Origin of the sequence: Salinivibrio sharmensis (assembly GCF_001995985.1) — a bacterium.
Taxonomy (GTDB): Bacteria; Pseudomonadota; Gammaproteobacteria; order Enterobacterales; family Vibrionaceae; genus Salinivibrio; species Salinivibrio sharmensis.
Map to the genome: position 1 here is coordinate 66,331 of NZ_MUFC01000005.1, position 13,864 is coordinate 80,194.

Sequence of the window (13,864 nt, forward strand, 5' to 3'; positions counted from 1 at the left end):
TCGCTTAGCTTTTGTCCGCCTTGTGCGTACCTAGTGGCTGATTAAGCACCGCTTGAATGGTCAATTGCACTTCCGGTGAAATTAACTCGCACACTAAATTGTTCAGTGCGGCGATACGCTCGGCATTGGCTTTGGCATCATCATCGAGATAGCCTTGCTCACGGAGTGTGTCGACGAAGGTGCTAAATACGCCTTTATCAAAGAACTCAGGCGCGTTAATACCGTGTAAGCGGCTCAGACGCTGCGCCAGCATTTGGCTGTGTTTTTCCAAATCGCGCTTATCAATGTGTGGCTGGTGGCTGAACAAGGTGAGCGTGATCGCGTAGCGCTGCAACGTCTCGGCAATGGTACGCCCAAGCAATTGCAGTTCACCGAGCTTCGCCTTGTTCATGGTCACTTTGCCATCGTCACAACACAGCAGCGACTGATCGTGCATCGCATGTAGTAAGGCATCGAAATAACTTTCGAGTCCCGCGTCATCAAAGCTCATAAAGAGCTCGGCTTTGAGCAAGGGATACAGCTGCTGCACACAAGCCCGCAAACCCGATTGGCTGATTGACTGGTGGGTCACCAATATTTGCGCGATCAGCGATGGCAGCGCCACCAGATGAATCACATTGTTGCGGTAGTAGGTCATCAAGATCGCTTGTTGGCGATCCAGAGAAATCACCTCACCCATGGTGTCTTTTTCGACAATCAGTTTGTTGAGTGATAACGCGTGATCGACCAAATCTGCCGGTGAGTCTTGAGGCACACTGCTGCTTGGCGAGTAAGGCGCTTGCGTTAACAAGGCCTTATACACACCCAGTTGTGTTTCGAGTGCCTCACGGCTTAAGGCACGCTGACGCGAGGCGAGCAACGCGGTGGCACATAAGTTGAGAGCGTTAGTGGCTGCCGCATCGTTAATGTGGGTCATCACCTTGGTGGCCAAATCGCTGACGACTGGGTTCATCCATGCCGGCTTTTGTGGCTCGATTGGATTGACGTAGTCATGCCAGTCAGGGACTTGTTCATTAAGGTGCTGATTGAGTGCAATGGGCTCGCCAAAGTTAACGTAACCGAGGCCATAATTACGCAGTTTGCGCACGATACCCAGCACCTGGCCAAAGCTTTCTTTCTCTTTGCGTTGGCCTTGGAGTTCTTTGGCGTAGGTGTTGACCTCCATTACGTGCTCGTAGCCGATATAGACAGGCACCAAGGTAATGGGGCGCTGTTGACCGCGAAGCATCGCTTGCAGTGTCATCGCGAGCATCCCGGTTTTCGCTGGCAGTAAGCGGCCTGTGCGAGAGCGGCCACCTTCGGCAAAGTACTCGACCGAGTAACCTCGGGCAAATAGCTCGGCCAAGTACTCGCGGAAAACGGTGGAATACAGGCGGTTGCCCTTAAAGCTACGACGAATAAAGAAGGCACCACCACGGCGGAATAAGGGTCCGGCTGGGAAGAAGTTAAGGTTCACGCCAGCGGCAATATGCGGTGGCACCAACCCTTCTTTGTACAGCACATACGATAGCAACAAGTAGTCCATGTGCGAGCGGTGGCAGGGCACATAGACGATTTCATGACCGTCTTGCGCTAACTGACGCACCCGCTCGGCATTATTGACGTTAATGCCTTGATAGAGCTTGTTCCAAAGCCAGGTAAGAATGCGGTCACTGTAACGAATCAAACGATAGGAAAAGTTGGCGGCGATCTCTTCCATCATATCGACCGCTTCTTTACGGACTTTCTCCACCGAAACGTCACGGCTTTGCGCTTCGTCGTGTACCACCTTATCGATGGCTTTCGACGCAAGCAGTCGCTTAAACAGTAAGCTACGGTTGGGCAAGCGCGGCCCTGAAGCAGCAAGCTTTTGGCGCGAGAAGTGGATCATTGCCACCCGCGCCAGTTTATGGGCGATGGCTTGGTCGGTGCCGTGTCTGTCGGCCATATAACGCAGTGACACCGCCTGGCTGATACGCACCATGCCATCACGGCCACGAGTCAGAATGGTCCACAGTTTCTCGGGGCCATTCATTGCCCGCAAAATAGCTTGGTGGCGCTGGGTCTCATTGCCCGGGTCGCGCTGCCAAAGCACCGAGGCAGGCACGAGTTGAATATCTAGCTCGCTATCTTGTCGGTGTAAATGGAGTAAGTCTTTAAAATGCGCGAGCGAGCGCGCAGGCAGATCGTCATCGCCGGCAAACACCTTGCGTCCGTGACTAATAAACACGTAGCGCGGCAAGGTGACATCGCCAATGGTCAAGGGCGTTAACGGATCGGGAAGCCCTTGACGCAGACACGTACGCCGTAAGGTCAATAAATCGGAATGAGACCGAAACGGCAACACATACACGATAGGCCGCGCGAGTGACAGATTAAGCTGTTCGACCGGTTCAGAGGGAATACATTGGGTTTTTACCCAGGCAGAAAGCGGCAAATTCAATAGCTTGTAATAAATCTTTTGCCAGAGCGCCATGATTGTCAGTGCCTCAAATTCAAAATGCGCGCCAAGGATAGCAGAAAAGTGCCGCGAACTTGCAAACAAAGGTCGAGATTTACCGCTCTCCTGCGTGCAATCGGCGGCGTTCACGAGAATGCGATCTGCTTCTCGCGCGCACAATTAGTGCTTTTCAAGCCGTATATTACTGGATATACTCACAGTTAACTGTATAAAAAGACAGGTAAGAGCATGAAGCCGTTAACCGCGAGACAGCAACAAATCTTCGATTTGATTAAAGCCCACATTGAAGAAACAGGAATGCCCCCGACCCGTGCCGAGATCGCCCGTCAATTGGGGTTTCGTTCCGCGAATGCCGCAGAGGAGCATTTAAAAGCCTTGGCCCGTAAAGGTGTACTGGAGATTATTCCAGGGGCATCACGTGGTATTCGTTTGATCAGTGAAGAAGAAGTGGTCACGCCGGAAGAGCAAGGGTTGCCCTTAATTGGTCGTGTCGCCGCCGGTGAGCCAATACTGGCGCAAGAGCACGTAGAAAGCCATTATCATGTCGATCCTGCTTTGTTCAAGCCCAATGCTGACTTCCTGCTTCGTGTCAATGGCATGAGCATGAAAGACATTGGTATTCTCGACGGTGATTTGCTGGCGGTACACAAAACGCAAGATGTGCACAACGGCCAAGTGGTGGTTGCCCGTGTCGATGACGATGTGACCGTGAAGCGTCTTGAGAAAAAAGGATCGCAAGTGGTGCTTCATGCTGAAAACGACGAATTTATGCCAATTTCGGTGGACTTAACCGCACAATCGCTGACCATTGAAGGTGTCGCTGTGGGCGTGATCCGTAATACCGACTGGATGTAATCTGAACCTTGGCGGACGATAGCGTCCGCCATTGGAACGCGGTTAAAAAAACACCTTTGCATTCTTGCTCAGTTAAACGATAATTATTATCATCAGTGATTATCGTGTGTGGAGGTGTCCGTGCGTACTCAACAGCATTCTGTTCCCAGTAAGCTATTTAAGCCCATGTGGCTGCGCAGTCGTGAGAGCCTGACTGACGACGGCGTGATCTATGATCCCATGGCGGCTGCCGCTTGCCAGGGGTGCGTGTTGCAACCTGAATGTGACTGGCACAACCTAGATCAAACCCAGCTGCTTTATGCCACTCTCACTAGCCAATGTGATGCCATCGTAAAACAGTTCTTGGCCCAGCATCCCACCGCGTGGATTATTAACGTGGGTGGCGGACTCGATACCCGCTTTTACCGACTGGATAACGGCCGCTGTCGCTGGTTGGAAGTGGACGTGGACGAAACCCTGCTCTGGCGAGAGCGCCTCTTTCATATCAGTGAGCGTTTTCGCATGGTGCAAGGTTCGGTCAAGCAGCTTGATTGGCTGGAGCAACTGGCGGTGCCTGCTGGTCATCCCACCATGCTGATTTGCGATCAAGCCTTGCTAGAATGCACTAACCAAGAAATTTCTGCCTTTTGCCACCACATTAGCCGTTATTTCCCTCAACTTGAGGCTTGCTTGGTCTTGGCGGGGGACAAATGTCATACCCGTATGGGTCAAAAACTCGGCTGTGAGCGCTATCAACACGGATTCACCGACCCCAGAATGGCGATTATTAATGCGTTACCTTGGGCGTGTCGCGTGGAAGAAAGATCTCCGCTTGATAAGCCGTGTCCGCGTTGGCGACTGTGGCAGCGTGCACTGGCAGCGATGCCGCGTTACCGCCTGCGTTTTACCCCTGTGGTACTGCACCTAGAGCTGTAATGCGGTGTGGTTCACCATCTATCCTGCTGCGTGATGCATCAGTATGTGCTTGGCATCACGATCTTTTTTCTGCTGTTTTTTTGTTCTTTGGGCAAACCTCTCCTAAATTGAATGTAAATAAAACGTTAATGAATGTGACCGGCTGTATCGCGTTTTTTCCTTAACGATGACTGACGGATATTGCCACTCCATGCCGTGATAACAGAGCGAGCCGTGATGACAGAGCAAACTGTCGGCATGTGGTGACAAGCCGTGACGCATTGCATTGATGCCGTGAGGCAGGAGGGAGCCGTGCTGAGGCACCAACGACGAATCCTAGCATTGGGAATGGCCTTGTTCAGTGGTCCAGCACTGGCCGCAGAGCGCGAAGGCTGGAACCTCACCCAAGGGGTGACGGCCATTAGTCAGCAGGTGTATGACCTGCATATGACCATCTTTTACATCTGCGTGGCGATTGGCGTTTTGGTGTTCGGTGTGATGTTTTGGGCCATCATCCGTCACCGTAAATCCAAAGGCGCAAAACCCGCCTCATTCCATGAAAGCACCAAAGTAGAAATTGCGTGGACACTCGTGCCGTTTTTGATTTTGGTCGGTATGGCGATTCCGGCCACCCAGGTGTTACTTGATATGGAAGACACCACTGAGCCGGAGCTTACGGTGCAGGTAACGGGCTCACAATGGAAGTGGCATTACCGCTATTTTGACCATGACGTTGCCTTCTTTTCACTGCTTGCCTCCAGCCCCGAACAAATCCGCAATGAAAGACAAAAGCGTGACACCTATTTACTTGAGGTCGATCAGCCGTTGGTGTTGCCAGTCGGGCGCAAGGTCCGTTTTTTAATCACCTCACAAGATGTGATTCATTCGTGGTGGGTGCCCGCCTTTGCGGTGAAGAAAGATGCGAACCCTGGTTTCATTAATGAGGCGTGGACCAAAATTGATAAGCCCGGCATTTATCGCGGGCAATGTGCAGAGCTGTGCGGTAAAGACCACGGCTTTATGCCGATTGTGGTGATCGCCAAGCCGCAAGAGGAATTCGATGCTTGGGTGCAAAAAACGGCCCTAGCACAGCAAAAAGCGCGCGAAGAGGAGCAACGCTTGCTAGACATGGAAATGCCGATGGATGAGCTGATGGCACTAGGCAAGCAGGTGTATGACAGCCGCTGTGGCATGTGTCACCAAAGCGAAGGGCAAGGGATGCCGGGCGTGTTCCCCGCGTTGGCCGGCGCTGAGATTGCCATTCAACCGGATAGGTTGGTCGACCATATCGATATCGTCGTTAACGGCAAAGCAGGTACTGCCATGCAAGCGTTTGGTCCGCAACTGTCGCTCAAAGAATTGGCGGCGGTGGTGACTTATGAGCGCAATGCGTGGGGCAATGACACCGGTGATACGGTGCAGGCTGCGCAAATCAATGCGGTGAAGTCAGGTGAAGATCTTTAGGAGCGCGTGATGACAGATACTACCCCAGATACCTTGCATGACGATCATCACCACAAACCGCGTGGGATCATGCGTTGGGTGTTGACCACCAACCACAAAGATATTGGCTCCATGTATCTGATTTTCAGCTTCACCATGTTTTTACTGGGTGGGGCGATGGCGATGGTGATCCGTGCTGAGCTTTTCCAGCCCGGCCTGCAACTGGTTGAGCCTAACTTTTTCAACCAAATGACCACAGTGCACGGCCTGATCATGGTATTTGGTGCGGTGATGCCTGCGTTTACCGGTTTGGCTAACTGGATGGTGCCGATGATGATAGGGGCGCCGGACATGGCGCTGCCACGGATGAATAACTGGAGCTTTTGGATCCTGCCGTTCGCGTTCTTACTGCTTATTGGCTCCTTATTTATGGAAGGCGGCGGCCCTAACTTTGGCTGGACGTTTTACGCACCGCTGTCGACCACCTATAGCCCAGACAGTACCGGTTTATTTGTATTTGCCCTGCATATCATGGGGATCAGCTCGATCATGGGGGCTATCAATGTGATTGTCACCATCACCAATATGCGTGCGCCGGGCATGACCTACATGAAAATGCCGCTGTTTGTTTGGACTTGGCTGATCACGGCCTTTTTGCTGATTGCGGTAATGCCGGTATTGGCAGGGGCCGCCACTATGGTGCTTACCGATAAGTATTTTGGCACCAGCTTTTTTGATGCCGCGGGGGGCGGCGACCCTGTGATGTTCCAGCATATTTTCTGGTTCTTTGGTCACCCCGAGGTCTACATCATGATTTTGCCCAGCTTTGGCATTATCTCGGCCATTGTCCCTGCGTTTTCACGTAAGCGCCTGTTCGGCTATAGCTCGATGGTGTATGCCACTGCCTCGATTGCGGGGTTAAGCTTTTTAGTATGGGCGCACCATATGTTCACCACCGGGATGCCGGTATTTGCCGAATTGTTTTTCATGTTCTGCACCATGCTGATCTCGGTGCCGACTGGGGTGAAGGTCTTTAACTGGGTCGCCACTATGTGGCGGGGATCCTTGACCTTTGAAGTGCCCATGTTGTTTGCGATTGCCTTTATTGTGCTGTTCACCATCGGCGGGTTTTCGGGCTTGATGCTGGCGATCACGCCGGTCGATTTTCAGTATCACGATACCTATTTTGTGGTGGCGCATTTCCACTATGTGCTGGTTTCGGGGGCGGTGTTCTCGATTATGGCTGCGGCTTACTACTGGCTCCCCAAGTGGACCGGCCATATGTTTAATGAAACCTTGGCCAAGTGGCACTTTTGGTGCTCGGTGATTTCGGTCAATGTGCTTTTCTTCCCCATGCACTTTCTGGGACTGGCGGGGATGCCACGCCGGATCCCTGATTATGCGCTGCAATTTGCGGACGTGAACGCCATTGTCAGCATCGGTGGCTTTGCCTTTGGTTTATCGCAACTTATTTTCCTCGTGGTGGTGATCAAATGCGCGCGTGGTGGTGAGCCTGCTGCGGCGAAGCCTTGGGATGGCGCCGAAGGGCTGGAGTGGACCGTGCCTTCACCGGCACCTTATCACACCTTTGAGACACCACCGGATCTGGAGGAGGTGCGCGATGGCCACTGAGTCCGCGCGCTCCGTGCGCCGATTACTGCTACTGGCAGTAGCGATGTTTGGCTTTGCCTTTGCCTTGGTGCCTTTGTACGACGTGTTCTGTGAAGTCACTGGGATCAACGGTAAAACCGATAATGAAGCCGCCGCATCCAGTGCGGGCATTGACCAAGATCGCTTGGTGACTGTCGAGTTTGTTGCCTACACCAACCCAGGAATGCGCTGGACCTTTGAGCCGCAAGTTAATCAGATGCAAGTGCACCCTGGTGAGACCCATACCATCAACTACCTAGCCACCAACAATGCGCGTTATGACACGGTAGGCCAAGCCGTGCCTTCGGTCTCGCCTGGGTTGGCGGCACAGTACTTTAATAAAATCGAATGTTTTTGCTTTAACCGTCAGCCACTGCCGCGTGGCGAGGATGCCTCCTTGCCGCTTATCTTCTACGTGGACCCCGAGTTGCCGGATGATATTAACCACTTAACGCTGGCTTACACCTTGTTTGATGTGACTGCCAGCGCCAAAGAATAAGGAGGCGCTCATGGCGACGCCTGAACGTTATTATGTCCCTGCGGCGAGTATTTGGCCGATTGTTGGTGCGGTAGCGCTGTTCCTGATTGCCGCTGGCGCAGGTGCCACGGTGGGCGGTCTATTTGGTGGCAACGGCCCTTGGCTGTTGCTGGCAGGCTCCGTGCTTATTTTGATTATGCTCACCGGCTGGTTTCGCGACGTGATCCGCGAATCTATGCAAGGGCTTTACTCGGCGCAAATGGACCGGTCTTTTCGCCAAGGAATGAGCTGGTTTATTTTCTCTGAAGTGATGTTTTTTGGTGCCTTCTTCGGCGCGCTCTTTTATGCCCGCTTTATCGCCGTTCCGTGGCTGGGGGGGGCGAGCAATAACGCGATGACCGCGGCGGTACTGTGGCCGGATTTTGTCGCCCAGTGGCCACTTACTTTGACCCCGGGCGGGATTGAAACCACTGCGATGCCGGCAATGGGACTGCCCTTGCTTAACACACTTATCCTCCTCACCTCGTCGGTCACGCTCCATATTGCCCATACCGCAATTGAAAAAAATCAGCGTGAACGATTGAAAGGCTTTCTACTGGTGACAGTGCTGCTTGGGGCGCTGTTTATGTTCTTTCAAGGCGAAGAGTATGTGCACGCCTATCAAGAAATGAATCTACGTCTCGACTCCGGGGTGTATGGCAACACCTTCTATTTACTGACCGGTTTTCATGGCCTACACGTGACTTTGGGCACCATCATGTTGTTGGTGGTGTGGCTACGGGTGATGCGTGGGCATTTTAGCCCTGAACATCACTTTGGCTTTCAAGCCAGTGCCTGGTATTGGCACTTTGTCGATGTGGTCTGGCTATGCCTGTTTGTTTTTGTGTATATATTGTAGCTCAGTAAGGACGCGGGTTAGGGGCAATCCAGCCCATGGAGAGCGCAATCAGCAATAAGACAAAAACAACCACGGAAAACAGCACACGCCGACCGAGATAACGCGATAAAGGCACGGAACTATCGCCTTTTAGGAGTACCGGCAAGGCACGAAAGAGGTTAAACAGAATAAAAACCAGTAAGCAAATCAGAATAGCTTTGACCAACATAAGCGCTCCTTAGCGCAATAGGTAATCATGAAACAAGGACGGCGAATGGGGTTTCTGATATTGACTGTGGTTGTGGTCTTGCTGCTCGTCAAGTTAAGCCACTGGCAATGGACGCGTGGCGAGCAAAAAGCCCAACACCAGGCACAGTTTGAGGCCAATCAAGCACCGGCGTCGCTCTCAAGCACGGTGCAAAAAGGGCAATACCTGGCGATCGATGGCCAGTTTCGCCCCGAGTTTGCCGTGTGGCTCGATAATCAGACTCACCAAGGTCGCGTAGGCTATCGCCTTTTTCTTCCCTTCATTCCAAGCCAGCAGCCATCGCAATGGTGGCTGGTCGAATTAGGCTGGATGGCCGCGCCTGCGCTGCGCCGCTTGCCGGCGGTGCCCGCGTTGGCATCGAGCTATCAGCTGTCTGGCTTTATTGATACACCGTCCAAGCGGGTGGTGCTCAAGAAAGAAACGGCATCGCATAAGTGGCCCGCTCGAGTTCAGCGCATTGACTTACAAGCACTTAACGCCCAACTGCCAACGCTGAATACGCAGTGGCTGATACGGACAAAAACATTGGTCGATCGGTCAGCGCAGAGCCAGGATGCCTTGGCGCAAGTTGGGGTGACGCCAGTGTGGCAGCCGGTGGTGATGCCGCCTGAGAAACACTATGGCTATGCCTTGCAATGGGCATTAATGGCGCTCGCGGTCAGTATTGGCGCGGGCATCTGGTGGTACAAAACAAAACAGAGGGAAGCTGTGTGAAAGGACGCATGACGCTGGTTGCACTGATTGGCATTTTTGTCCTGCCCGTGGTGGTGGCGAAATTGGTGCTGGAGCAAAGCTGGTATGAAAAAGGGGTCACCAATTATGGGCAGTTTCTCTCTGAGCCGGCGACCTTGAATTGGTTACCCAAGCAAGGCCAGTGGCGGTTGATTTATCGGGTGCCAGAGCAATGTGATTCCGTGTGCGAGCAAGCCCTGTTTCAGTTAACACAAATTCCGATTGCGGTCGGCAAAGAGCGCGATCGGGTCAGTAGCGTGGCACTGACAAGCTCGACCCTTAACGCGCCGGAAGTGCTGACATGGCAAACCCTGACCACAGATCAGGCGCAGGCATGGCAGCAGCAAGCGTTTGATAAAAATACCATTTATCTTAGCGATCCGATGAACAATGTGGTGCTGGCCTATCCTGTCAGTGACGATAAAACGAAGTGGGTGGCGCAAGGTAAAGGCTTATTGCGCGATCTCAAACGGCTTCTTAAATTATCGAAGGTAGGCTGATTATGGCAACACGTCGCTACCAACTCGCTGTCTTATCGACACTGATACTGGCCGTGCTGGTGGTTGGGCTTGGCGCGTTTACCCGCCTGACTGAAGCGGGGCTGGGCTGCCCAGACTGGCCCGGATGCTATGGCCATTTGGCAGTACCGGCCAGTGAAAGCGCGCAATCGGTCGCCATGTCGCGTTTCCCAGATGCGCCGCTTGATATCAATAAAGCATGGAATGAAATGCTGCACCGCTACGTGGCGGGCACCTTAGGTCTGGCGATTTTTACGTTGGCGTGGATCAGCTGGCGACGTCCTGACTATCAGGCTTTACGACCACTAACCACCTTGCTAAGTGTGGTCGTCATCGCGCAAGCCGCCCTTGGAATGTGGACCGTGACCTTAAGTTTAATGCCGGTGGTGGTGATGGCGCACTTACTCGGTGGTTTCACCACGGTATGTTTGCTGGTTTGGCTAGCGGTGGCGACAGGCGCGCTCCGATTGCCGGTGATTTCGATGTCATCATCCGCGCGCCGCGTAGGCACGTTGGCTTTGGTGGCGGTGATTGTACAAATCGGTCTCGGCGGCTGGACCTCGGCCAACTATGCTGCCACCGTCTGCACTCAGCTTCCTATCTGTGAAAGCCCTTGGTGGCAGCTTTTCACCCCTTCCGCCTTTCATCCCGTCAGCCCTCTTAGCGAAACCTATCAGTTTGGCGTGCTGAACCATGCCGAGCGGGTGACCATTCATGCCACCCACCGTCTCGGCGCCATGGTGGTCACCGCATTAGTACTTGCTTGGGCATGGATGCTGTGGCGTGCTGGGGCGCGCGCGCTGGCAATGAGTGTCAGCGCCGTGTTGGCGATTCAAATTACCCTGGGCGTGACCAATGTGGTCGCGCTACTGCCGCTGAGTGTGGCGGTGGCGCATAACCTCGGTGGATTGTCGCTATTGGCCACATTACTCCTCACCCGATTTCTATGTCTTTCACCGTCGACCCGACAAGGAGCCCGTGATGGCACAGTTTCAACGTACCGCTAGTGTTTCGACGCCTGCTGGCGCCAGTTGGCGAGATTATTATGAGCTGACCAAACCGCGTGTGGTTGCCATGTTGCTTCTCACCGCGTTAGTGGGGATGTGTTTAGCAACCCCCGGTTGGCCGCCGTGGTCGGCAGTGCTGGTGGGATTGTTTGGCATTGGTGCGCAAGCCAGTGCCGCGGCGGTGTTTAATCACGTTATCGATTGGAAAATTGACACGAAAATGCAGCGCACCCGCCATCGCCCCGTTGCCGAGGGACGAGTCAGTCAAGGCGCCGCGTTGGCCTTTGCGGTGGGGTTGATGGTGAGTGGTTTTATTGCCTGTTGGTGGCTGAATCCGCTCACCGCTTGGCTAACGTTTGCTAGCTTGGTCGGGTATGCGTTGGTGTATACCCAATGGCTTAAACCTGCGACCCCGCAAAATATCGTGATTGGCGGGTTGGCCGGTGCAATGCCGCCTTTGCTAGGCTGGACCGCGGTGACCGGAGAGCTTCACGCCCACGCGTTGCTGCTGGTGATGATCATTTTTACTTGGACGCCGCCTCACTTTTGGGCGTTAGCGATACATCGCCGCCATGATTATGCCAAAGCCGATGTGCCGATGCTGCCTGTCACTCATGGGGTCGGGTTTACCCAAACTATGGTCTTACTTTACACCCTACTGCTGGTCATCGTGGGCATTTTACCTTGGCTGACCGGGATGAGTGGTTGGTTGTATCTAGTGGGGGCGACCACGTTAAATCTGGTCTTTGTCGGGTACGCTTGGCGACTGAAAACCCAGTCGCAAAAAGGCATCGCGTGGCAGACCTTTAAGTTCTCGATATGGCATATCTTCGCGACCTTTGTGGTGCTCCTTGCCGACCACGCGTTGCTCTATTAAGGGACTACTTTAGCCCTTGCGCCGACAGCACGGTGGCTTTGTCGGCGACAAAAGACACTTTGATGTGTTTACCATCACCGCCCCACACACAGTGGGTCAGGCCCATGGTGTCGTCGCACTGGCTCGGCTCGCCAATATGGCTCACAACCACGTCATAGCTCATGCCGACTTCAAGTTGATCATAGTTTTGCTTGGTGACTTTCGAGCAGCCCGCTAGCAATACCACCAACACACAGGCAAAAAACACACGCATAACCATTCCTTATTCATTCAGTGTTGAGGGCAGTTGACCCAGTGTAACTGACGCAGTGCAACTGACGCAGTGGGCTGCCGCTCGTCGATTAGATTGCCGTAATGGTACACTGCTGCACCGATAAGGGCTACCGCTTACCACGTCGCTTATCAACGCAATCGTGCGCTTTATCAAAAACGATACGTCATCATGACGGATTGAGTGTAATTCAAACTTCAGAATGAGGCAGTATGTGGCAGTCTTTAACCCAGCGTGAGCTTCACTGGCGGGTCTTATCGCTGGCTTTACCCATGGTGATCTCCAATATCACTGTTCCCTTGCTAGGGCTAGTCGATGCTGCGGTGATCGGCCATTTAGATCATGCGTGGTATTTAGGTGGTGTGGCGGTTGGCAGCACCATGATAAATGTCACCTTTTGGCTGTTGGGCTTTTTGCGTATGGCGACCACTGGGTTTACCGCGCAAGCCTATGGCGCGAATGATAACCGTGAGCTGGCGGCCACCTTTGTGCGTGGGGCGACCTTGGCGGGCCTGTTGGCTGCGCTATTAATCGCACTGCATGTGCCTATTTTAGAGGGGGTGATGCACGTTAGTGATGCCAGCGCCGAGGTGAAACATTACGCGAGCCAGTACTTCTCCATTCGGATCTTTAGTGCGCCGGCGACCTTGATGAACTTGGTGATCATGGGCTGGCTACTGGGGGCGCAAAATGCGCGTCAGCCGATGTGGCTGCTGATCGTGGTCAACAGTGCCAATATTGTCCTTGATTTGCTGTTTGTGGTCGGTCTCGATATGAAAGTGGAAGGGGCCGCGGCGGCAAGTGTGGTTGCCGATTATCTCGGCCTCATGCTGGGGCTCTATTTTGTCAAAGGCATCTGGCAGTCGCGTCAGTTACCGACCGTTCGGTCGGTGTTTGAGCGCGGGCTAACTGGGATGAGCCGTTTGCTAAAGCTTAATCGAGACATCTTTTTACGTAGCCTTAGCTTGCAGTTGGCGTTTACCTTCATGACCTTCCAAGGGGCGACTCTTGGTGACGAGATTGTGGCCGCTAATGCGGTGTTGATGAGCTTTCTGATGCTGATTTCCTTTGCGATGGACGGCTTTGCCTATGCGATGGAGGCGATGGTGGGTAGAGCGATTGGCGCACAGAGCAAGTCTGCGTTGTTAGTGTCACTCATAGGCAGCACGTTTTGGTCGTTGGTGATTTGCTTGGCGATCACGCTGGCGTTTGGCGTGGCAGGCCATCACATCATTGCGCTGATTTCCGATATAGAGGCGGTGCGTGATCAAGCGGCGCGTTATTTGCCTTGGCTAGTGGCTATGCCTTTGGTGTCGATGTGGTGCTTTTTGCTCGATGGTATCTTTATTGGTGCGACGCGGGGTAAAGACATGCGCAATGGGATGTTCGTCGCCACCGCGGGCTTTTTTGCTGCATGGTGGCTAGCCCAAGATTGGGGCAATCACGCCCTGTGGTTAGCGATGCTTACTTTTATGGCGCTAAGAGGGCTCAGTCTCGCGGTGTGCTTTGTTTACCATTGGCGACGAGATAGCTTTTTTGACGTCACACACTGAG

The 13,864-nt window shown here is 53.4% G+C and carries 14 protein-coding genes; 11 read left to right on the forward strand and 3 right to left on the reverse strand.

Annotated elements, in window-relative coordinates; all coding sequences use genetic code 11:
• Positions 1-4: 4 nt before the first annotated feature.
• Positions 5-2,455, reverse strand: coding sequence for a glycerol-3-phosphate 1-O-acyltransferase PlsB (gene plsB, locus BZG74_RS06410; RefSeq protein ID WP_077771985.1), 2,451 nt, complete (start codon positions 2,453-2,455; stop codon positions 5-7).
• Positions 2,456-2,668: 213 nt separating this feature from the next.
• Here plsB and lexA point away from each other — a divergent pair, with 213 nt between their 5' ends.
• From lexA to BZG74_RS06440, 6 genes are all read left to right on the forward strand, one after another.
• Positions 2,669-3,295, forward strand: coding sequence for a transcriptional repressor LexA (lexA, locus tag BZG74_RS06415; protein ID WP_077771854.1), 627 nt, complete (start codon positions 2,669-2,671; stop codon positions 3,293-3,295).
• Between the two features lie 120 nt (positions 3,296-3,415).
• Positions 3,416-4,210 (forward strand): class I SAM-dependent methyltransferase, encoded by a 795-nt coding sequence (locus BZG74_RS06420; protein WP_316243043.1) that lies wholly within the window; start codon positions 3,416-3,418, stop codon positions 4,208-4,210.
• Between the two features lie 327 nt (positions 4,211-4,537).
• Positions 4,538-5,653 (forward strand): cytochrome c oxidase subunit II, encoded by a 1,116-nt coding sequence (gene coxB, locus BZG74_RS06425; RefSeq protein WP_077771855.1) that lies wholly within the window; start codon positions 4,538-4,540, stop codon positions 5,651-5,653.
• A 9-nt stretch (positions 5,654-5,662) separates the two neighbouring features.
• The gene (ctaD, locus tag BZG74_RS06430; RefSeq protein WP_077771856.1) at positions 5,663-7,264 is read left to right on the forward strand and encodes a cytochrome c oxidase subunit I; all 1,602 of its coding nucleotides are present in this window, start codon (positions 5,663-5,665) and stop codon (positions 7,262-7,264) included.
• Entirely contained in the window at positions 7,254-7,781 is a 528-nt protein-coding gene (locus BZG74_RS06435; RefSeq protein WP_077771857.1) for a cytochrome c oxidase assembly protein, read from the forward strand. The genes ctaD and BZG74_RS06435 overlap by 11 nt, the downstream gene beginning before the upstream one ends.
• A 10-nt stretch (positions 7,782-7,791) precedes the next feature.
• A complete protein-coding gene (locus tag BZG74_RS06440) occupies positions 7,792-8,658 on the forward strand; it encodes a cytochrome c oxidase subunit 3 (RefSeq protein WP_077771858.1) in 867 nt (288 codons plus the stop codon).
• A gap of 1 nt (position 8,659) precedes the next feature.
• Here BZG74_RS06440 and BZG74_RS06445 read toward each other — a convergent pair whose 3' ends face one another.
• Positions 8,660-8,866 (reverse strand): DUF2909 family protein, encoded by a 207-nt coding sequence (locus BZG74_RS06445; protein ID WP_069361974.1) that lies wholly within the window; start codon positions 8,864-8,866, stop codon positions 8,660-8,662.
• A 45-nt stretch (positions 8,867-8,911) separates the two neighbouring features.
• Here BZG74_RS06445 and BZG74_RS06450 point away from each other — a divergent pair, with 45 nt between their 5' ends.
• From BZG74_RS06450 to cyoE, 4 genes are read left to right on the forward strand one after another with little or no spacing between them, the layout of a single operon-like run.
• Positions 8,912-9,619: an SURF1 family protein gene (locus BZG74_RS06450; RefSeq protein ID WP_158020633.1), complete on the forward strand. Its 708-nt coding sequence runs from the start codon at positions 8,912-8,914 to the stop codon at positions 9,617-9,619.
• The gene (locus BZG74_RS06455; RefSeq protein WP_077771860.1) at positions 9,616-10,137 is read left to right on the forward strand and encodes a hypothetical protein; all 522 of its coding nucleotides are present in this window, start codon (positions 9,616-9,618) and stop codon (positions 10,135-10,137) included. Before BZG74_RS06450 ends, BZG74_RS06455 begins: the two co-directional genes overlap by 4 nt.
• Positions 10,138-10,139: 2 nt before the next feature.
• Positions 10,140-11,162, forward strand: coding sequence for a COX15/CtaA family protein (locus tag BZG74_RS06460; RefSeq protein ID WP_077771861.1), 1,023 nt, complete (start codon positions 10,140-10,142; stop codon positions 11,160-11,162).
• Entirely contained in the window at positions 11,137-12,039 is a 903-nt protein-coding gene (cyoE, locus tag BZG74_RS06465; RefSeq protein ID WP_077771862.1) for a heme o synthase, read from the forward strand. Before BZG74_RS06460 ends, cyoE begins: the two co-directional genes overlap by 26 nt.
• A gap of 4 nt (positions 12,040-12,043) precedes the next feature.
• On the opposite strand, the gene BZG74_RS06470 is transcribed toward cyoE, so the two are convergent.
• On the reverse strand, positions 12,044-12,292 hold the full coding sequence (locus BZG74_RS06470; RefSeq protein WP_046074648.1) for a lipoprotein: 249 nt from the start codon (positions 12,290-12,292) through the stop codon (positions 12,044-12,046).
• Positions 12,293-12,522: 230 nt separating this feature from the next.
• On the opposite strand from BZG74_RS06470, the gene dinF reads away from it, so the two are divergent.
• Positions 12,523-13,863 carry an MATE family efflux transporter DinF gene (gene dinF / locus BZG74_RS06475; RefSeq protein WP_077771863.1) on the forward strand — a complete coding sequence of 447 codons (1,341 nt, stop codon included), beginning with the start codon at positions 12,523-12,525 and terminating at the stop codon, positions 13,861-13,863.
• Position 13,864: the final 1 nt, after the last annotated feature.

Excerpts from the sequence above, each read along its gene's own strand:
- plsB (WP_077771985.1), bottom strand. The coding sequence starts at position 2,455 with ATGGCGCTCTGGCAAAAGATTTATTACAAGCTATTGAATTTGCCGCTT.
- lexA (WP_077771854.1), top strand. The coding sequence starts at position 2,669 with ATGAAGCCGTTAACCGCGAGACAGCAACAAATCTTCGATTTGATTAAA.
- coxB (WP_077771855.1), top strand. The coding sequence starts at position 4,538 with ATGGCCTTGTTCAGTGGTCCAGCACTGGCCGCAGAGCGCGAAGGCTGG.
- ctaD (WP_077771856.1), top strand. The coding sequence starts at position 5,663 with ATGACAGATACTACCCCAGATACCTTGCATGACGATCATCACCACAAA.
- BZG74_RS06435 (WP_077771857.1), top strand. The coding sequence starts at position 7,254 with ATGGCCACTGAGTCCGCGCGCTCCGTGCGCCGATTACTGCTACTGGCA.
- BZG74_RS06440 (WP_077771858.1), top strand. The coding sequence starts at position 7,792 with ATGGCGACGCCTGAACGTTATTATGTCCCTGCGGCGAGTATTTGGCCG.
- BZG74_RS06445 (WP_069361974.1), bottom strand. The coding sequence starts at position 8,866 with ATGTTGGTCAAAGCTATTCTGATTTGCTTACTGGTTTTTATTCTGTTT.
- BZG74_RS06450 (WP_158020633.1), top strand. The coding sequence starts at position 8,912 with ATGGGGTTTCTGATATTGACTGTGGTTGTGGTCTTGCTGCTCGTCAAG.
- BZG74_RS06460 (WP_077771861.1), top strand. The coding sequence starts at position 10,140 with ATGGCAACACGTCGCTACCAACTCGCTGTCTTATCGACACTGATACTG.
- cyoE (WP_077771862.1), top strand. The coding sequence starts at position 11,137 with ATGGCACAGTTTCAACGTACCGCTAGTGTTTCGACGCCTGCTGGCGCC.
- BZG74_RS06470 (WP_046074648.1), bottom strand. The coding sequence starts at position 12,292 with ATGCGTGTGTTTTTTGCCTGTGTGTTGGTGGTATTGCTAGCGGGCTGC.
- dinF (WP_077771863.1), top strand. The coding sequence starts at position 12,523 with ATGTGGCAGTCTTTAACCCAGCGTGAGCTTCACTGGCGGGTCTTATCG.